Origin of the sequence: Pseudoalteromonas sp. B160 (genome assembly GCF_037162485.1) — a bacterium.
Taxonomy (GTDB): Bacteria; Pseudomonadota; Gammaproteobacteria; order Enterobacterales; family Alteromonadaceae; genus Pseudoalteromonas; species Pseudoalteromonas rhizosphaerae.
Genome location: NZ_JARLUX010000002.1, coordinates 954,853 through 974,227, shown reverse-complemented (window position 1 = coordinate 974,227; position 19,375 = coordinate 954,853). Strand labels below are relative to the sequence as shown.

Annotated in this window: 16 protein-coding genes; 6 read left to right on the top strand and 10 right to left on the bottom strand. The window is 38.0% G+C overall.

Features of this window, described 5'->3' with window-relative positions; translation table 11 throughout:
• Positions 1-272 precede the first annotated feature (272 nt).
• The 4 genes from P4S61_RS22780 to P4S61_RS22765 form a co-directional block, all read right to left on the bottom strand.
• Positions 273-923 carry a UPF0149 family protein gene (locus P4S61_RS22780; protein WP_182732540.1) on the bottom strand — a complete coding sequence of 217 codons (651 nt, stop codon included), beginning with the start codon at positions 921-923 and terminating at the stop codon, positions 273-275.
• A 923-nt stretch (positions 924-1,846) separates the two neighbouring features.
• Complete coding sequence (locus P4S61_RS22775; protein WP_182758595.1) at positions 1,847-3,010, bottom strand: HDOD domain-containing protein; 1,164 nt, start codon at positions 3,008-3,010, stop codon at positions 1,847-1,849.
• On the bottom strand, positions 3,007-5,010 hold the full coding sequence (locus P4S61_RS22770; RefSeq protein ID WP_182732538.1) for an EAL domain-containing protein: 2,004 nt from the start codon (positions 5,008-5,010) through the stop codon (positions 3,007-3,009). The genes P4S61_RS22775 and P4S61_RS22770 overlap by 4 nt, the downstream gene beginning before the upstream one ends.
• Before the next feature lie 24 nt (positions 5,011-5,034).
• Positions 5,035-5,592 carry a response regulator gene (locus tag P4S61_RS22765; RefSeq protein WP_182758594.1) on the bottom strand — a complete coding sequence of 186 codons (558 nt, stop codon included), beginning with the start codon at positions 5,590-5,592 and terminating at the stop codon, positions 5,035-5,037.
• Positions 5,593-6,170: 578 nt separating this feature from the next.
• On the opposite strand from P4S61_RS22765, the gene P4S61_RS22760 reads away from it, so the two are divergent.
• Positions 6,171-7,595, top strand: a complete 1,425-nt coding sequence (locus tag P4S61_RS22760; RefSeq protein WP_337119274.1) for an ATP-binding protein — start codon at positions 6,171-6,173, stop codon at positions 7,593-7,595.
• Between the two features lie 45 nt (positions 7,596-7,640).
• Here the strand turns inward: P4S61_RS22760 and P4S61_RS22755 are convergent, their stop codons facing one another.
• The 5 genes from P4S61_RS22755 to P4S61_RS22735 all read right to left on the bottom strand — a co-directional run bounded on the left by P4S61_RS22755 (position 7,641) and on the right by P4S61_RS22735 (position 11,381).
• On the bottom strand, positions 7,641-8,546 hold the full coding sequence (locus P4S61_RS22755) for a sensor histidine kinase (RefSeq protein ID WP_182732127.1): 906 nt from the start codon (positions 8,544-8,546) through the stop codon (positions 7,641-7,643).
• Positions 8,539-9,084, bottom strand: coding sequence for a heme NO-binding domain-containing protein (locus P4S61_RS22750; RefSeq protein ID WP_145239835.1), 546 nt, complete (start codon positions 9,082-9,084; stop codon positions 8,539-8,541). The genes P4S61_RS22755 and P4S61_RS22750 overlap by 8 nt, the downstream gene beginning before the upstream one ends.
• Positions 9,085-9,169: 85 nt before the next feature.
• Positions 9,170-10,444 (bottom strand): sensor histidine kinase, encoded by a 1,275-nt coding sequence (locus tag P4S61_RS22745; protein WP_145239837.1) that lies wholly within the window; start codon positions 10,442-10,444, stop codon positions 9,170-9,172.
• Entirely contained in the window at positions 10,444-11,019 is a 576-nt protein-coding gene (locus P4S61_RS22740) for a chemotaxis protein CheC (RefSeq protein WP_145239839.1), read from the bottom strand. The genes P4S61_RS22745 and P4S61_RS22740 overlap by 1 nt, the downstream gene beginning before the upstream one ends.
• On the bottom strand, positions 11,016-11,381 hold the full coding sequence (locus P4S61_RS22735; protein WP_145239841.1) for a response regulator: 366 nt from the start codon (positions 11,379-11,381) through the stop codon (positions 11,016-11,018). The genes P4S61_RS22740 and P4S61_RS22735 overlap by 4 nt, the downstream gene beginning before the upstream one ends.
• Before the next feature lie 248 nt (positions 11,382-11,629).
• Here P4S61_RS22735 and P4S61_RS22730 point away from each other — a divergent pair, with 248 nt between their 5' ends.
• Positions 11,630-12,958: an HD domain-containing phosphohydrolase gene (locus tag P4S61_RS22730; RefSeq protein ID WP_145239843.1), complete on the top strand. Its 1,329-nt coding sequence runs from the start codon at positions 11,630-11,632 to the stop codon at positions 12,956-12,958.
• A 96-nt stretch (positions 12,959-13,054) separates the two neighbouring features.
• Positions 13,055-14,074, top strand: a complete 1,020-nt coding sequence (gene hemH, locus P4S61_RS22725; protein WP_337119273.1) for a ferrochelatase — start codon at positions 13,055-13,057, stop codon at positions 14,072-14,074.
• Position 14,075: 1 nt separating this feature from the next.
• Here the strand turns inward: hemH and arfB are convergent, their stop codons facing one another.
• Positions 14,076-14,489, bottom strand: a complete 414-nt coding sequence (gene arfB, locus P4S61_RS22720; RefSeq protein ID WP_145239847.1) for an alternative ribosome rescue aminoacyl-tRNA hydrolase ArfB — start codon at positions 14,487-14,489, stop codon at positions 14,076-14,078.
• A gap of 131 nt (positions 14,490-14,620) precedes the next feature.
• Between arfB and P4S61_RS22715 the strand changes: the two genes are divergently transcribed.
• The 3 genes from P4S61_RS22715 to P4S61_RS22705 all read left to right on the top strand — a co-directional run bounded on the left by P4S61_RS22715 (position 14,621) and on the right by P4S61_RS22705 (position 19,346).
• Entirely contained in the window at positions 14,621-15,181 is a 561-nt protein-coding gene (locus tag P4S61_RS22715) for a short-chain dehydrogenase (RefSeq protein WP_182735312.1), read from the top strand.
• Positions 15,182-15,286: 105 nt separating this feature from the next.
• A complete protein-coding gene (locus tag P4S61_RS22710) occupies positions 15,287-15,715 on the top strand; it encodes a hypothetical protein (protein WP_337119272.1) in 429 nt (142 codons plus the stop codon).
• On the top strand, positions 15,672-19,346 hold the full coding sequence (locus P4S61_RS22705; protein ID WP_337119271.1) for a DEAD/DEAH box helicase: 3,675 nt from the start codon (positions 15,672-15,674) through the stop codon (positions 19,344-19,346). The genes P4S61_RS22710 and P4S61_RS22705 overlap by 44 nt, the downstream gene beginning before the upstream one ends.
• Positions 19,347-19,375 lie beyond the last annotated feature (29 nt).

The following is a 19,375-nucleotide window of genomic DNA, read 5'->3' as shown; positions in this document are numbered from 1 at the left end:
CCCTGTTGACTCTTCACCTGTTTACTCGATTGCAGTAATAAACAAGTAAATTCATAAAAGTTATAATTAGTGTAATGCAGCGTCATTTACATAATGACGCCTTGACGAACATCCTAGCAACATACACATATAAAAAGAAACATATTTAACTGCGACAATGGTCGATATATGCAAAAATTAGCTAAATTTTCTTCTTTTTCATGTTTTTGATTGAATTTTAAACAAAAAAAGCATGATTATTCAAATCATGCTGGTTGTTAAAACTATGTTTTCTAGCCTTCTTCTTCCCACAAAGCCAGTTTTTCATCTTCTAGCATCAATGCCATGGATGCAATGCCAGTAAGACTTTCATCTAATCCAGTATACAGTAGTGCAAAGCCTTCACTAAGTACCGCTGGTTCTGGATGCTCTTTGAGCGAATCTGGCCACATCGCAAAAGTGGCTAGTAAATTAAGCGTCGCTTCAAAGTTATCAATAAATAACTGTCCATCTGCCTGATTCTCAACGACCTGTTTATCGGCACTGAGTAAAAAGTTAAAGTCATGCTGCCATACTTCTTGATTCACCATATAAGCAGCTAAATAGCCGACACACCATTGTTGTAGTTGCTCACTCGGCTCTTTAGCATCTTTACCATGAGGGTAAATACTTGCCAGTATATGCTGCTGCGCGACCTGAGCCTCGGTCACATTATCCAGCAGCGTGATCATTGCGTCATGCTCCGCTGAGCTTGTCATTAATCGGGTATAAATAGGGTCATTTTTATCAGCAATATAATTGGCAATTTCTGACTCGCCATAAAATTCCGAGCACGCCAATAACCCACTGATAAAACCAATCACGCTGTCAGTACTCACCACTTTTAGTTCAGGGTGCTGACTTAGATAATCCCTAAGAACCAATTCACTTTTTTCATTAAGCATTATTCACCCTCAAGTTATTATAAAATTCATACCTACACTAACCAACAATTGGCTAATTTAAAAGCAAATTATTACTTAACCTAACTCTGGTTAAATGGTTTTTGCCCTGAGTTAAGGTCGCTCACTCAACACTGGAAAAATACATCGCACACATGTACCTAAACTTACGATAGTCTCAATTTCAATTTTCCCCTGATAATCATTAACCATAGTGTAGACTAATAGTATGCCCGTAGCTGTTAATTGCAGACTGGTTTGCTAATATAGGAGAGATGTAATCTAGTCATAGTTCGTCGCGATCATAGCAACCCTTTTCTTAACATAAATTATGGCGAAACAATTTCAAACACAACAAGCGTCGAGTTGCAGCAAAATACAAGCATTTTATTTACCTTATACCCCACAGCTAAATTATTAACTGGCTTTTTACAAAAAATTATCGAGCACTTCCTTTTCAAATAACCTGAGATCACTATAAAAATCCCATCACTTATTAAGCCTTATTAATAACCACAATAAATGATGCTAAGTAATAAAATCGAAAGGTTAAAATATCTGTAGCGTGTAATACCAATCGACTTAAATATTTAACCATTCTAGCGAGCTAAATGGTCAGTAACTTAACACTATTGGTATAAATCTTTCGAGGTTAAGTTTACAGCAGTATATTTTTTGCTGATACAGTGCCTGTGCAATGTGGTTGTATCACTAAATAATTGATAAAAAATTAAAAAACGCGCAGCTCAAAATTTCTGCCTAGAACAAATTGGTTTTTCATTACTTACATGGATTTAGAGAAAAGCCGATAACAGAATGCGCTAGCTTTACTTAGTTTTTATTTAGTCTACTAAGTTATCATGCTAATGCCGCGATTGAAGCGCCCCTAGATAGAGCTAATTTGAATCATGAAAGATCAACACTCCCTAGTAAGAAATCAGGTATGTTTTCCAATCAAAACTAGCTAATGCTTGCGTCAAATTAATATCAACATTTTTATCAGTTAATAAAACTTGTAAATTATCTACTGAGCATGCACTAAATAAAATTTTCCTGACTATGTAAAGTAGCTGATTTATTTCGTTAAGCTTAGCTTCTTTTATGCCATTTAAGTCATTACAGCTCATCAATAAAGTACATATTCGACTATCATAACCCCACAATTTCATTACATAAGCAGAGACACTTTGATAATGAGCTAAATCATCCGTGTTGATACCTTCATCATAGCTTTGCGCTAGACTTTGATCCCCGCAAAGCAAAATAACCTTACCGACAAAGCTAAGTATTGCGACAGAAAAAAGTAATTCTTGGTTTTTTCGATTAAACCCAGCATGCTCAGCAAATGTTTTTACACAGCCTGCGTAATTAGACGCTATTTCAAGCTGTCTTTCGTGCACACGAGTAGGTAATACATTACCTACTGCTTGCGACATTGCTAAAGAAGTAACAATCGCTAATAACATAGTGGAGCCAATCCTAGATACGGCTTCATCTATAGAAGATGTTTGTCGCTGAAAACCAAGATAAGCTGAATTAGCAATTTGAAGTAATTTAGCTGTAATAACAGGCTCTTGAGAGACTATGGTGGTTATTTGATGTAAGTTATAATCATCGCTACTCAATACTATTTGTAACTTTTGGAGAAATATAGGACAAACAGGAAAACTCATCATCGCCCCTAACTGACGACGAACATGTTTTTCAAATGGTAAACTCTTTAGCTCGGCAACATTATTTAATAAATTACTAATGTCTGCACCGCTAAAAGGCTTACTTAAATACGCATGCACTAAATTAGGTTGACGCATTATTGTTGTGTTTGTCATATCCCCAGTTAGTAATGCTCTTACCGGATACGGATACCTAGCAACACATAATTCAAGCACATCCAAACCATTCATATGAGGCATCAAGTAATCACTAATTACTAAATCCACATCGGGGTTGTCTTGTAATAATTGCCAAAACTCATCTAATTCATTGGCAACAAGTACTATTGTGTTAGGAAATGTGCGAATAATTGTCCGCTGTAAAGCTTTCAGTAACAGCGCATCATCATCTAACAATACCACGGTCACTGATGTCATATAGTAATTATCTTGTTAGTTGATTGTATAAATGCGCAGAAATCATCTTCTTCAAGTGGTACTGAAAAGTAGAAACCTTGCACATAATCACAACCTAATGTCTTTAATTTAGAACACTGAAAGGGCGTTTCTACACCTTCAGCGATCACTTTAAGTTTTAGCTCATGGGCCATACGAATAATATTACGCACTAGGCTCTGCATACCAATTGATGAATCGAGATCTGTAATTAGTACTTTGTCTAACTTAAGTGCATCAACCGCCAGTTTAGATAAGTAAGCAAGTGACGAATAGCCAACACCAAAATCATCAATTAAAATCTCAAAACCATGAGATCTTAATTCTGAGAGTTGCTGTTGACATCCAGCAATATCCTCAACTAGGTATGTTTCAGTCAATTCAAAATGAAGTTGTGATGAGAGTAAGTGATGTTTTTTTACACATTCAAGAACAAAATCAACAAAACCTTTGTCTTCTTTTAGCTGCCTACCAGATACATTAATTGCCAGAGGGCAAGACTCAATCCCCTCTTTCATCCAACGGCTAAGTGCTTCGCAACTTTTTTCAATCACCCATCGCCCCAATTCAATGATCTGGCCATCACATTCTGCTATTGGAATAAACTGAGCAGGTGACACCCAGCCATATTTTTTTGGCTCATACCATCGGACTAAGACCTCAGCACCGGCAACTTTTTGAGACGATAAATCAATTTTAGGCTGAAAACGTAGTGTTAATTGTTCTTCAGAAATAGCAGTAAGCAGCATTCTGCTCAGCTCAAACTCTTTTTTATAATCAGCTACTAAATCTGGGTCAAACCTAGTTATAGTGCGGTGTTGTTTAACTATCTGATGCCCCATATTGAGACGCATTTGATTGATAAGTTCTTTCCCGGAAATACCATCTTCTGGCACAAAACCATAAACACCGTATAAATTCAAATCTGTTGTAGCACGAGTTAAACAAAGTAACTCATTGAATTTTTTTATTATTTTTTCCATATAGATTAATAGCTGCGTGTCATTCATAATTCTTGGGATCAATAAAACAAACCTGTCCATATTAAAGTGGCATAGTTTTATTTCATCAGTGAGCGCACCTTCGATCGCATTAACTATATCGTGTATCAGACTGTAAATTTCATGGTGATTAAGTAAATTATTCAATAATGAGAATTGTAAGACCCCTAAATAAACGACAGTACAAGGTCGAGAATTTAGCTCAAAAGAAGTGACTAACTCACAAAATTCATGTTCAGCCATCAGGCTTGACTTTTTAAACCTGAGTTCATTTTTCGGACAAGCTCCCCCAAAAGAAAGCTTGAGAAGATGAGCAAATTGATCCGATAGGTATCGCTCTATTATTATTTCCTTTTCTTCACCCGTTGCAGACACATCGAAATAATTAAGAAACAGTGTTGGACTTTCCTCTGCAAAAAAAGCATCGATAACATCTGTTTTTAACGTCGCAGATAACTCAGAGACATTTCTGCCTTGAAGTTGTTCGATATTATGGATAACTTTTTTTGCATAACCATTATAGCGACCGATTACTCCTTTATCAGTAACTTCAATCAAGGGAGAAACACTACCCAAAAGTATCTGGTCTCGTGTTTTTTGAAAATGATATTTTGAAAATTCAACCAGTGCTTGATGAATATTTGTTAATAAATCATCATCACTCCACGGCTTTTCCAAAAAACGGAAGGCTACACCTTGATTGAGTAATTCAACGACTGATTTAAAGTCTGCATAGCCACTAAGTACCAAGTTAACGGTAGTAGGCCATTTTTGTTTCACTTCAAGTAAAAACTCAGCGCCATCCATAACCGGCATTCTGAAGTCGGTAACTATGACTGCTACACGATTAGTACTCAAATATTCAAGAGCATCTGCTGCACTTGATGCTGTTGCAACATCAAAACCCGATCGAACAAACAGTCGCTTAAGCGATCGTAAAACATTCAATTCATCATCAACCAGAAGAATAGTGTTTATCATTATTTGCTACCTCTGCATCAACGGCTACTTATTAACTAATTTATTAACAATATTTATTAATTCATCGCTAGTAAACGGCTTGCAAAGATAACCATGCGCACCAACTACAATCGTATTCTTTAACTCTTCTTCGTGTACCCCTGATATAACAAGAATTTTAACATCTGAAAATCTTTCCTGCGCACGAATCATACGAATAACTTCTAACCCACTTATACCAGGCATACGTAAATCAACCGTTATCAGATCAGGGTTCTTTTGTTGCAATAAAAGCCCTGCTTCAAAGCCACTGGCAGCTTCAATAGTACTAAAATTTTGTTTTTTTAAGGTTCGCTTGATACTTGAACGAACATTGACCTCGTCATCAATAATTAGTACTTGTTTCTGCAAAGATAAGCTATCCGATATTGGCATGTTCTGCTTCTTAAGGAAGTTTATAAAATCAGAAACTTGAACACGATAATTGCCCCGTCCAGGTAATTTATGACCAACTAATTCACCGGATGCAATCCAGCGACTAACGGTTCTTTGGTGTACATCGCAGTAGCGGGCTATCTCACTTGGCTTTAACGTTTTTAACATCACACAACAACTTAGTATCAATCTATTTAAATCGTAGCACAGCTTTATTACTATTGCGACAAATGAGACAGAAGGGCTATTAATGCTATACAAGTAGAGCCTGACATTAAAATTGGTACACCCAAAGACAACAACAGGCGCACTTTGCAACTTGAATATTAAGGTAACTTAAACATCTAACTAAATGCCGCTGGCTGAATATTTCATCGGCAACGTATTGGACAGAAACATGACGAGATATTAAGCTCAACAAGGACACCAACAGTATTTATGAATATTAAAAAAGGTTGAAAATGTTTTCGATTGAAACTAAGTGCATCCAGAATAAAAAAATAAAGAGTGCGAACATCAATTAACACAAAAAGTATCTGCGATTATTCGTTTAGTGGTATCTAGCGCTGACATAATAATAGGATCTGTTCTTATTTTTTTGGTGCTTATAGACGATTAAATAAGTACATAATGCAAGAATTACAACTTGCACACATTCCTTTAACAACAGAATTTCATTTTCGCGACGTAAGCTACTTCGATATTTATAAAAATAGAAAGTAACTTAATTATATTTGGTAAATACTATGAAAAATAATGAACAGCTATTAGAAAGGATTCATCAACTGGAAATGAAAAATAAAGCTCTAGAGCAAGCAGGGGCTTTTAATACGCTAATATTAAATGGCCTAGAAGCAATATTAGCAAGCTCAAATACTGATGAGTTATTTAAAGATTTTTTCTCTATATTACAACGAACAATATCTTTTTCAGCAGCAATATTAGTCAAATATAATCCTAATACTGAATCCTACTCTATGCTAAAAGCATCAAAGGAAAATGCAGAGAAAGTATTACCTGAATTAATCGCTATTTTATCGATACAGCCCAACATAAAAAATATATTTGAGTTACGTAAACTCACTAAGTGGCAAATAGATGACCTTTTTTGGCAACAACAACACTCACTATTAACTGCGCCAGTAACAACAAATAAAAAACAATATCAATTATTTGTTTTTTCTGAGAAACAAGGTGCTTTTAATCAAAAAGACGTGAGTTTACTTCAGCAATTTATTAGCTTCACCGGTAATACAATTTCACAATTTGAACAAAAAAGTCTACAGCAAAGGCAGCAAAACATAGAGCAAACGTTAATCAACTCAGAAAAAATGGCTTCATTAGGACAAATGGCCGCAGGCGTTGCTCATGAAATAAACAACCCATTAAGCTACGTTATCAGTAACATTCAGAACTTAGCCCATAATATACAGCAGCACACTAATTTGATTAAAGATTTAGTAAAACCGCAATTTCAAAGTACACACGCTATCAACGAACGGCTAGAACACTATCAATTTGATGAATTAACACAAGATACCAGTGATATTTTAAGTGAAATGAAAGAAGGTGCGAATAGAGTCAAAGAAATAGTTCAGAGCCTAAAACTGTTTGCTCATCCAAATCAAACAAAAATAGATGATATCAACCTCACTAGTTTGTTAGAAAACACTCTACGAGTTGCTTGGAATCAAATAAAATACAATGCAACAATTGAAAGATACTATTGCGCAGATGAAATAAAGCTCATAGGTCGTACAACCCAGCTTTACCAAGTATTTCTAAATATTTTTATCAATGCTGCGCAGTCGCTAAGTAATTCTGTAGGAATGATAGCTGTAACCACAACACAAGACTCTTACAATGCTTATATAACAATTAGTGATAATGGTTGTGGGATCCCAGCTGATAAGCTAAGTAGTATTTTTGATCCTTTTTTCACAACTAAACCAATAGGTAAAGGGACTGGATTAGGTCTGGCTATTTCAAGAGCTATTATAGAACAGCATAATGGAAAAATTTCGGTACAAAGCAAACCAGGAGAAGGCACTGTTTTTAGTATTACACTTCCTAAAAACTCAGATTTAAATGATGAAGAATTAACCATAATAGCATTAAAGGAAAAAATGATGACTAAACTTTATTCTTTAGCGGATTTTTCAACTGTATAATAATCGACATAAATAATGACTCAACCTTTGCCAGATAATAGATAGTTAATCTAATGGTGGGAATTCAATTAATATAGTAGACCCCACATCAATAGCTGACTCAATATATATTTTACAATTATGCTTTTGTACAACTTGTAAAACCATTGACATACCCATTCCGGTTCCAGTACCGACAGGCTTAGTTGTATAAAATGGGTCATAAACTTTGTTTTTTATATCATCACTCATTCCGCAGCCAGTATCAGTTACTTTTAAAACAGTCTTATTGTTTAACTCACTCACTGACACATTGATCTGAGCTGTTCGTTCACTATCGGGAATAAACGATTGAATAGCATTAAGAAGAATATTGACTAATAACTGATTTAATTCGTTCGGTGTAAATAAAACGGACGAGTTATACGTAAAATCAAGTTCTACATTAATATCTTTAAGTAATGGCTTTAGCAATTTTAAGTTTAATTCTATAGCATCTTGCAATTTAACCTCAACCTGATGCTGGCTATCATTACGGGCAAAAAATAACAGGTTTTTTGTTATATCTCTAATTCTAATTAACCCCTCATTAATATCTGAAACTAATTCAGGTAAATCATCTTGAATGACAAGTAGTTGCTCCTTATCTTCGGATAACGAAATACTGGAGCGATTTAATGCATCAATCATATTTCTACTATACAAATAAAGTGTATCAACATTACTCATTACAAATGCCAGTGGATTATTAACTTCATGAGCGACGCCTGCCGCTAACGATCCTAATGTGGCCAACTTTTCTTGTTGTAACATTGACTGCTGTTGTGATTTTATTTGCGTTATTTGCTGCTCAAGTAACTTATTCTTTTCGTATAGCTGCCGCGAGCTATCTTCAAGCAACTGCTCGACCTCCCTTCTTGCTTTTTTTTCGCGTAGATAAGCAACATAATAAGCATCGCTAGATTCACTCATCAGCAACCTCAATATGCAAAATACACTGCTGGGCGCCTTTGTGCATACACACAGCGTGCGTAATATTAATAGCTTGATCGAAGTATTCAGCAGCACCGAATAATAAACCTTCTGCACATAAGCAAAGTTTACGCGGCGAGTTGTAATTCATTTCGATGTGACCAGGGCGGCTAATACGACATGATATAGTCGGCAGTGATGGGTCTTGATATAACTTATTTACTTCAAGATGAATAACATCATGGATCCCCATAACCAATGACGTAAAATCAGTAAAGCGCTCGACTACATCAAGGTGTCTATCAGCGAGTCCTTTAAATAAAAATTGACCAAATGCCTTCACTACATCTTGCAATGGCATATTGAGTCTCAGCGCAACACCATTAGCCATTGCAAATAACTCACCAGCGTCATAATTTTTTGCCGACACGTAAACGCGCCCCTCAGGTGTATGTGATTGTAATAGCTCATTCCATACCTCCATACCTAGTTGCTCTACAACCATGTCTTCTAACACATTAAAAATTATGCCTTTCATTACCCGCCTCCATCATTTAAAAACATTAGCTTTAGCCAGCTCAGTATTACCTTTGAAAGGAAGTACTTGTGTTTCACTCTAAAGTTTATTTTTGCTTTTTAAACGTAAATTCAAAGCAACTGCCTTTGCCTAATTCACTACTCACATTAACCTGACCGTGATGTTCCTGAACCGTTGCGTATACTTCAGAGAGTCCAAGCCCAGTACCTTGGCCTATATCTTTCGTAGTAAAAAAGGGATCAAAAATACGCACTAAATCTTCAGGGCTAATACCAGATCCTGTATCGGTTATTGTTAGTAGCACATCTTTACTTTCATTATAGGCACAACTAATACTCAATAAACCCATTGGCTGCATTGCATACAACGCATTTACAATAATATTAAACAACAACTGTCTAATTGCACTGGGTTTTGCCCAAAAAGTTATAGCTTCATCAGGTAGTGAGACGGATGTTTTGGCTTTATATTTTATTTCGTTTTCAAGTACCACCAAGGCAGAATCAATCTCTGCACATAAATTAACCTCAGCCCAATTTTCATCATCTTGTATTGCAAAGTCACGTAATCCACTTACTATTTTTCGAACTCGCTCTGTGCCATCTAAAGACTCGTTAAGCAGTTCTGGGAGATCTTCATTAATGAACGCAATACCGTTTTTTTCATAAACATCTTCAAGTAACGCAATAAACCTAGGCTCAGCTTGCTTTAAAATGATTTTCTTTTGCGTTTCATTGGTCTTCATTAATTTTTGCGAGTAATCTTTTAGCGTTTCTAAATTTGAGCGCACAAAACCAATAGGATTATTAATTTCATGTGCAACCCCCGCAGCAAGCTGACCAATAGAAGCCATTTTTTCGGATTGCAACATTTGCCTTTGTGCAATTTTAAGCTCTTGATGTAGTTTTTTTAGCTGCTGATGCTCAGACTCCAACTCATTTTTCAAATCAGTTTGCTGCATAAAATAACTAGCCTCTGCTGTTACATCTGTTACAACAATACACACATGGCTCACTTCTCCATCACAAGCAGTAATCGGCATAAATTGAACATTTTGATACATTTGAGACTCATCACCGGTAATAGGTCGAGTGCTTCTCATCGGAAATACATGTGGCCGTTGTTGCCAGTAACTGAAGCTAGAGTTTTTGAGTACAAATACACTGTCTATTTTTCGCCTTAAAAAACGCGCTTGCTCAGAGAACACAGTGAGCAGGTTCTCACCTATAAGGTGGTCATTTCTTGCAGTTAAACCGCCAGAAAATGCAGGATTAGCAAAGGTAATCACACAGTTTACATCAATAATGCAAGCTCCTATGGGGATTTGCCTTATTACTCGCTCAAACTCCGCTTTTTCCATTACTCCTCCAAGAGAGCACGGATAGGAATGAGTGCTTGTTCTATAGACCCTTCACTGAGTCCAATTAACACGCGAGCATCAAATTTCATATGCTCAATCTTAAAATCCACTTCAATAATTAACACAGAGGACCATTCAATATTTTGTGTTGCTTTATCTGGATAATAAAAGGCAGGCATATTTAACTGAGTAGATAACTCAAGTTGACTAGTAAAACCCTGCAAACAGGCAGCCGAGATTATATTTGTAACCTCCAATACAAGTTCCTCAGTAGCCGCTTGATCTAATGGTAAGTCAAAATCCATTATATCAGCCAGTGCTGAACATCCATCTTTTTGTATGCCAGTAATCACTTCACCTCGAATTGTTCCGACAAAAGATTGCCTTGCAAACCAGCTACTTTTAAAATTATCGAGAACTTCTTGAAATGCCGCAGGCGACAACGCCTCAATGGCTGGCACCGACAACGCAACCTTTGTTTGGATCAGCCGAGCAAGTGCATCTGCAGCTTGCCCCATAGATATATTCATTATTTCTTGTAAGGCATCTCGCTCCTCTTCGCTAATAGTAATCATAACAACCCAACCTCTTGTAATGTATTACTAAGCTCCTCGGCAGATATTGGCTTTTTCAAAAACCTAAACGCTCCCAAAGAATTAACTAATGCCTGCGCCTCTGGTTGAATATCAGCACTAATTACAATTACGATTGTTTTTTTATGCTCATCATGCAGTTCCTTTAAAACCTCATACCCATTCATTTGCGGCATTTGTAAATCTAGAAATAACACCTCAGCCAGACCATTATTCACAGCCTCTAAAGCCTCGATTCCATTTTTAGCTTCATGTATCTCTACATCCCAATCTTCTGGCAAGACCCTTCTAATAGTTTTGCGTGACAGCGCTGAATCATCTGCAATTGTTATCGGTATCGCCATTACAATCTCTCTTGTATTAACATTAATGTCTTATCTGTCTCATACTAGATGGGTTTTATACTTTCTGCAAAAAAACAACTCACTTTTGTCTGCGCTCGCGAAAGTTTTACGATACTAAAATTTGAAAAGATATGTTTACTTTCTATAAAATCACTCACAACGCTGAAAACATTTAATAATTAAAAATTGTTTATACTTTAAACATATACTAGATTAAAAATGACAAAGTATTTGAATAGACAATAAATATGCATGAAATACAAGAAATCGCGGAGTTGACAAATAAGCCTGCAAATATCTTATGCTTAGACGACGAACCAGGAGTACTAAAATCACTTACTAGACTGTTAAGGCAATATAATTTCACCTCAACAGTTTGTAGCGAGGGTGAAGAAGCATTAAAGAAAATGGCAGAGACAGAGTTTGATGTCATCATAAGCGACATGCGCATGCCAAAAATGAATGGTGCTCAGTTTTTAGCAAAAGCAAGAGAGACAGCCCCAGACACGCAACGCATACTACTTACTGGTTTTTCTGACTTGGAATCTACTGTGAAAGCAGTAAATGAAGGCGGTATTCATGCATATATCAACAAACCATGGCAGAATGATCAACTAATAAGCATAATAAAGTCAGCAGTAGAGAAATACCGTTTAAAGAAACAAAATATAATTCTTCAAGCCCATGTAGAAAAACAAAACTCGCAATTAAAAGATTTAAATGACTCACTTGAAGAGTTAGTTGAGAAACGAACTAAACAGATTAAACAGGTCTTACAACAGCTAAAAGTTGCCAATACAAATGAAAAAAATGAACACCGCGCAACCTTCGAGCTGCTCTATAATTTCATTAATGCCAATCCATATTTAGATGGCACCAAAGCGCAGAACATTGCCAATACCTGTACGCAAATAGCAAAACAGTTGCAGCTACCGCCAAAAAATATAGAAATGGCGGCAATGGCTGGTTACTTAGCTCAGATAGGGCTGTTAGCAATGGATCCCGCACTTTATGAAAAACCCGTGCATGCGCTTAATGAACAGCAACGCAAAAGTTATTATACGCATCCAAGTACAGCACAATTGATGTTAATGCCTGCGACTCATCTGCATGAAGTGTCTGACGCCATTTATCACCAGTACGAACGCTATAACGGTAATGGCCTACCTAAAGGATTAAAAGGTAATGATATTCCTCTTAGTGCAATGATACTCGCGCTTGCACGTGACTATTGGGATGCATTTGAACAAAGTAATTTAAAAGATGAAGAAAAGCACCAACATGCACTCGAAACAGTAAAAATGTACAGCGGTAACTTTTACCATCCTAAATTAGTGCAAGCTTTGGAGGCTTGCCGAGTTAAATGCATTAAGCAGCAAGCAAAAGTAGGCTCAATGAAAATAATAACGGCCAAAGAGCTAGCCATCAATATGGTACTTAGCCATGCACTGCATAGTCACACGGGTATTATGTTGCTACCAAAGGGGCATATATTTAGTGCTAAATCCATTGAAAAGTTACAGCAACTAGAAGCTAAAAAACCGACTCCATTTAGGATCATGATCAAATCATTGTAAATCAGTGATCCTATTTACCCTTTCATTCGTTACAATAAGCTATTAATATTAATAGCATATATTCCATAACCGTCTATTTTGCTTTAGGAGCATTGCGTGTTGCGATTTTCAGCCGTTACCGATAACCCTCATGATCAGCGTTTTAATCAAAAAACAGGGATTTTACTGACCAACTTAGGCAGCCCCGATGCCCCAACAGCAAGTGCATTGCGTATTTACTTACGTGAGTTTTTGTCAGATCCTCGTATCGTAGAAATACCGCGTATTGTGTGGATGATCATCCTGCATGGCATCATTTTGCGTATTCGCCCAAAACGCTCAGCTAAACTATATAAAAATATCTGGACTGAAAATGGCTCGCCACTGACCCATATTACACGCCAGCAAAGCCTTAAATTAAATGCCTTATTAAAACAGCATGGCTATACCAATACCGAAGTGGTTATGGCGATGCGCTACGGTAATCCATCAATCGAAGCGGGCCTTGAAGAGCTCAGAGATAAAGGCTTAACCCGCATTATTGTGTTGCCACTTTACCCACAATATTCAAGCCCAACGACAGGCTCAACATTTGATGCCGTGGCGAATGTATTAAAAAAATGGCGCTGGGTGCCAGAGCTTCACTTTATAAATGGGTATCACAAAAACCCAACCTACCTAGAGTCACTCGCTAACAGCATTAGCGAAGATTTAGAAAAACACGGTATGCCACAAAAAATGGTGTTTTCGTACCACGGTATGCCTAAACAGTTTTTAGATAATGGCGATCCCTATCACTGCCTGTGCCAACAAACCACCCGTTTAGTGGTAGAAAAGCTAGGCCTAGACAAAGACAAAGTGATCACCACTTTCCAAAGCCGTTTTGGTAAAGCTGAGTGGTTAAAACCTTACACAGATGCAACCCTTGAGAGCTTACCAAGCGAAGGGATTAAAGACGTGGCTATTATCAGCCCTGCATTTAGCGCTGATTGCCTTGAGACACTTGAAGAATTAGAAGGTGAAAACCGAGAGATTTTTGAACAAGCTGGCGGTGAAAAATACCGTTATATAGCTGCGCTTAATGATAGAGACGATCATATTAACGCGTTATTTGAGGTGCTTAAACCAAACTTATAAATTAAACTTTAACACTGCCGCGCAGCGCTTTGGTATTACCATGTTTGGTTTTCTTATCCATGCGTCTGCGCTGTGAATTACGTGTTGGCTTAGTAGCACGACGAGCACGTTCAACCTTAGTGGCTGATAAAATAAGCTGTTTTAGTCGCTTTAACGCATCTTCCCTGTTTAGCTCTTGAGTTCGATGACTTTGTGCTTTGAGAACAATCACACCTTCTTTAGTGATTCGACTATCATTGAACGCCAACAACCGCTCTTTATAAAACTCTGGTAACTTTGAGCGATTAATATCAAAGCGAAGGTGGATCGCACTGGCCACTTTATTAACATTTTGACCACCCGCTCCTTGTGAACGAATAGCTGACAGCTCGACTTCCCATTCATCGATTGTTACGGTATTTGAAATAATTAACATGAGGTTCAGCTACATCAGGCAAAAATGTAGTATATCATCTGATGTTAACAGACTAAAACCCTCTTTAATTTATAGCGGTTATCTAATTAATAGTCTTTAATGCAACTAACAATTGAATAAAGGTGCTCAACATGAAAAAAATAATTTTATCTCTTAGTTTGTTAGCAATGAGTTTTTCAAGCCTTGCGGCAGATATCACAGAAAAAGATTTACAAGGCTATATGAAAGCATTACCCGCGGTTGTTGATTGGTCACAAAGTCAAGATTCATTAAAAAGCATGGATTTGGGTAGTATGTTAGGTGGCTCTGAAGGGGGCTCGACTGCAATGGCATTAGGCGCCCTTGGTACAATCAAAGATAATGATTTATACAAAGAGTTTGCAGCCCTTACCAATAAATATGGTTTCACCCCTGAACAACTAATTACTGTGGGTTCTGAAGTCTCAATGGCTTACCTTGAAAACATCAAAGGTAATTTATCGCCAGAAAACAAAGATAAAGTAAATCAGTTAATGGGCGGTTTGCAAAGTATGGGCGGCTCGAAAAATAACAGCGCTAGTTCAATGATGGGCACACTTGGTAACTCAGCTAATGCTGCTAATACAGGTGCGCCGGTTGTTAGCGAAAGTAATTTAAAACTAATTAAAGAATATATGCCGCAACTACAAAAACTGTTTGCCAAAGTGCAATAGGTTTTTATAAAAAAGCGACCTTTGGGTCGCTTTTTTATTGGTTGTAACTCCCCCAGCTGAAACTTATACTGGCTGCAATCATTAGCGACTTTAATTATTGATTTTATGCCATTAAGTACTTTGCCGCCCGCCACAACTGATAACGACCAAAAACAACTGTGTGTATTACTTGCACTGATAATAAGTGGCTCATCGCATGGCTATGAGAACTCTGTTCAACAGCTCACTAAACGTCTTTATAGTCACATTAAAAATGGCTATTCATTTTCTCAAGCTGAAGTCGCTAAATACACTAAACAACTCGAATCTAAAGATTTAATTTGGAAGCTCCCCTACGGACCAAACTTTCGTATATCAGTTAGCGCAGTTGCTTATGGAGCTATTAATGCGATAAAACATCAGCCAGTTTTATTGCATGCTTTCTTAACCGAAGCTACAAAAAGCTATTATTACCACGATAAAGCAGTGCACTTTCTGCACCTGCTATTTAATGATCTTGACCGCGCAAAAGCGGAAAAAACCGCTCCCTGGTGATTTATCACTTGAGCTTGATAGCGGCTTTGTTAATTTGCTCGCGCAATCACCATACAGCGAGCAACTGTGGCAATGCCTACCTGAGCAATGGCAACAGCTTTGCTTAGATAACTTTATCCGCGGTCAATTTTTCAACCTCACCAGTGAGCATGCATGGCCGACTCTGATTGCCAAAGCGCTCCCAACAACAGAGCTGAGAAAACGTATTTATCTGAATGAGAATTTAGCCATATTATTACAAGAAGATAATTTTGCTGAATTGCTAGATGATAAAAAAGACCGTGTTTTAGCCACTTTTTATGAAGCAAATACCAATGCCATCAAGGGTGAGTTTATTGATATTGCTTTGATACAGTATAAAAGCGCTTTAACAGCGTTTAGAAAAAACTTTGGCAAAGGCATCTATCCGACCGAGATCACCGGATTACTTTACACTATATGCCTATTTATCAGTGCAACCGCAGCAGATATTAAACAACTAAATACCTGTCGAAAATGGTATCAAAAAAATCTTGGGGAATTAAGCCACCCAAGCCAAGCGATTGATTATTTGCTGGAAGAGGATTTAGCTAACTATCAAAACCATCGTTTAAGCAACAGCTTAAGTCATCTACTTGGTAACCCGAATGCATTAGCGCCATTATTTTGCTTATTACTGGCAATTATTAAAAACGCCACAGACGAACAGGTAAATCATCTAAGGGGTGATACTGAACTGTTAGAACAGCTCAATAGCGCAATTAATGCGCATCAACACTGGTTAGCTGAGCAATGCCAGCACTTAGTTAATTGGCTTAGCGATGACACACCATTACCCAATACTGGTTTATTACAGCACTTTACCCGCGTCCCACAATGGCAGCGTTGGCTTAATGATATTAGCCAAATTGATACGCCCACTGCGCAGCAACGAATTATATGGCAACTGGATTTAACCCATTTAGATTTACCGCTCATACAAGCCAAAGTACAGCAACTCAATGCCAAAGGCGAATGGACCAAAGGTCGTAAAGTAAACGCCCAAGAACTTGCTTATAACCAGTATCAAGATGCATTAACCAGCGCCGATCATAACTTAGTACAAGTGCTCAACAACCATGCCGGTTTTGGTTATCACGAGATACACGCAACGGCCGCGGTATTACAAGCATTAATAGGGTTTAAAGGGCTTGAAGATCACAATGGACAGCCACTTACGCTGATCAAAGGCGAGTTTGTCATTGAAATTGCACAAGACAGCAATGATTGCTATCGCCTGGTAATGCAACCGAGTATCAGCGATCCGGACTGTGACTTTTTACTTATCCACAGTCACGCAAATTGTTACCAAGTATTCGCCATTGATGACAAACAGCTCAAATTACTGCAATTATTTGAGCAACAACCCAATAATTTAACCGAAGAAAAACTGCCACAACTAAATGCCGCATTACAAGTACTGGCTAACGAGCATCATATTAGCAGCCAGCGTACCGAGTTTGCTCATATCAACAACGTACGCCAAGGCTTGTGTGAATTTGCCGCAGTGATCGCTCTTACCCAATTAGGTATCAACATTAACTTTTATGCCATGCCAAATGGCGTAGATGGCCCTTGGGTTGAGCCCGGCATTGGTGCTTTGACACTCGCACATACTGATGATGATCAAACCGACAGCATTGTTATTAAACGTGATTTAAAAGCAGAGCAAAAAGCGTTTAGAAATTTACTGAAAAATATGGCCGGATTATTTGCTGATCGGCAATCACCGCAACATAATCAAATTCAACAGCAGTTTTATTTACCTGAAGATATTAGCCAAGCAATTGAGTTACTTGAAGCTGCGCAAAAAGCACAGTCTCTGATATTAAGTTGGGACGAAACGAGCCAAGGCATGAAAGTTGCGAAAAGCCAGCACCTTTCTCTTAACTTAAATGATGATAACGATTGGTTAAGCGTCAGTGGTAAAATCTCACTCCCTAGCGGCCAAATATACGAATTACAAACCCTGCTTAAAGCCCCGCGCCGTGGCAGCATTTTAGAGTTTTCGGAAGGCAATTCATTATTATTGGATCAGCGTTTAACTAACTTATTAAATCGCTTAGAAGGGATGCAAAATATTGATAAGCACAACCCAAGTGATGAACTACGGATTGCCAACGCGCGTGCATTGCCTTTACACCAAAGCATTGCCGACTTAGGTGATGTCACATTTGGTGACAGCTGGAAAACGCGTTTAGCTAAATTTGAGCAAACTATCGACCCTACCTTACCTGCACATTTAGTCCATATTTTACGAGACTATCAAGTAGTCGGGGTTAAATGGCTAATGCAACTGGCCAACTGGGGACTCAATGCTTGTTTAGCCGATGACATGGGGCTAGGTAAAACCTTACAAACCTTAACCGTGTTACAAATGCGCAGTAGTTTAGGTGCCAGTGTAGTGGTTGCGCCAAAATCTGTGTGTCATAACTGGCAAGTTGAAACCGAGCGATTCGCGCCGGCTTTGCATGTAAAAATCATTGAAAACGCCACTGCATGCGCTGATATTCTGGCAGCGGCTGGTAAACACGATTTAGTGATCGTCAGTTATGGTTTACTGCCACTAATTGGTGAACAACTGGCGCAATTTTCTTTTGCTAATATTGTCTTTGACGAAGCACAGGCAATTAAAAACCCCTTGAGTTTAAGAGCTAAAGCCGCATTTGCACTCAATGGTCAATTTAAAATTGCCCTGTCAGGCACGCCAATCGAAAACCATTTAGGTGAACTGTGGAGCTTGTTTAACTTTTTAATGCCAGGCTTTTTACATACCCTGCCAGTATTTAAAAAGCGCTTTGGTAACGCCGATAAAAACCAACAACAAGCCGATACCCTGAAAACCCTCATTGCTCCATTTATCCTGCGTCGGACCAAACAAACGGTATTGACCGAGTTACCTGAAAAAACCGAAATAAACTTAACCTTTGCATTAAGTGAAAAAGAGCAAGCACTGTACGAAGCAACTCGTTTAAACGCACTTGAACAAGCAAATCAGGAAGACAGCCAATACATTACTATCTTGGCGTCATTAACTAAATTACGCCGCGCTTGTATTGCCCCGCAGTTGTTACTGGAAAATAGTAAGTTGCCATCGAGTAAACTCGACACTGCAGAAGCGATTATTGAAGAATTACTAGAAAACAACCACCAAGCGCTGATCTTCAGCCAATTTGTCGATGTGTTAAAACTGGTTGAAAAGCGCTTACAAAAACGCGGCATCGATTATTGTTATCTTGACGGCAGCATGAGTACTAACAAACGCAAACAACAAGTTGATAAATTTCAAGCAGGTCATGCACCACTGTTTTTGATCAGCTTAAAAGCAGGCGGCACGGGGCTTAATTTAACGGCAGCTGATTATGTACTGCATCTCGATCCGTGGTGGAATCCCGCGGTTGAACAACAAGCATCAGATCGCGCGCATCGCCTAGGGCAAACACGCCCCGTTACTGTGTACCGACTGATAGCACAAAATACCATTGAAGAAAAAATCCTGCAATTGCACGAACATAAACAAGCACTCGCAGATAAAGTACTCGCCGGCAGTGGTGATGCTGGGCAAATGTCTAAAGATCAACTACTGGCGCTGTTAAGTAACAGCGAAATGTAGCTCAGACCTGTTTATCTTTCGAGATTATT

Coding starts and splice junctions, on each gene's coding strand:
- arfB (WP_145239847.1), bottom strand. CDS start 14,489: ATGTTAATTATTTCAAATACCGTAACAATCGATGAATGGGAAGTCGAG.
- P4S61_RS22750 (WP_145239835.1), bottom strand. CDS start 9,084: ATGAAAGGCATAATTTTTAATGTGTTAGAAGACATGGTTGTAGAGCAA.
- P4S61_RS22710 (WP_337119272.1), top strand. CDS start 15,287: ATGCCATTAAGTACTTTGCCGCCCGCCACAACTGATAACGACCAAAAA.
- P4S61_RS22745 (WP_145239837.1), bottom strand. CDS start 10,444: ATGGAAAAAGCGGAGTTTGAGCGAGTAATAAGGCAAATCCCCATAGGA.
- P4S61_RS22735 (WP_145239841.1), bottom strand. CDS start 11,381: ATGGCGATACCGATAACAATTGCAGATGATTCAGCGCTGTCACGCAAA.
- P4S61_RS22755 (WP_182732127.1), bottom strand. CDS start 8,546: ATGAGTGAATCTAGCGATGCTTATTATGTTGCTTATCTACGCGAAAAA.
- P4S61_RS22770 (WP_182732538.1), bottom strand. CDS start 5,010: ATGATAAACACTATTCTTCTGGTTGATGATGAATTGAATGTTTTACGA.
- P4S61_RS22715 (WP_182735312.1), top strand. CDS start 14,621: ATGAAAAAAATAATTTTATCTCTTAGTTTGTTAGCAATGAGTTTTTCA.
- P4S61_RS22705 (WP_337119271.1), top strand. CDS start 15,672: ATGATCTTGACCGCGCAAAAGCGGAAAAAACCGCTCCCTGGTGATTTA.
- P4S61_RS22775 (WP_182758595.1), bottom strand. CDS start 3,010: ATGACATCAGTGACCGTGGTATTGTTAGATGATGATGCGCTGTTACTG.
- P4S61_RS22760 (WP_337119274.1), top strand. CDS start 6,171: ATGAAAAATAATGAACAGCTATTAGAAAGGATTCATCAACTGGAAATG.
- P4S61_RS22765 (WP_182758594.1), bottom strand. CDS start 5,592: ATGTTAAAAACGTTAAAGCCAAGTGAGATAGCCCGCTACTGCGATGTA.
- P4S61_RS22740 (WP_145239839.1), bottom strand. CDS start 11,019: ATGATTACTATTAGCGAAGAGGAGCGAGATGCCTTACAAGAAATAATG.
- P4S61_RS22780 (WP_182732540.1), bottom strand. CDS start 923: ATGCTTAATGAAAAAAGTGAATTGGTTCTTAGGGATTATCTAAGTCAG.
- P4S61_RS22730 (WP_145239843.1), top strand. CDS start 11,630: ATGCATGAAATACAAGAAATCGCGGAGTTGACAAATAAGCCTGCAAAT.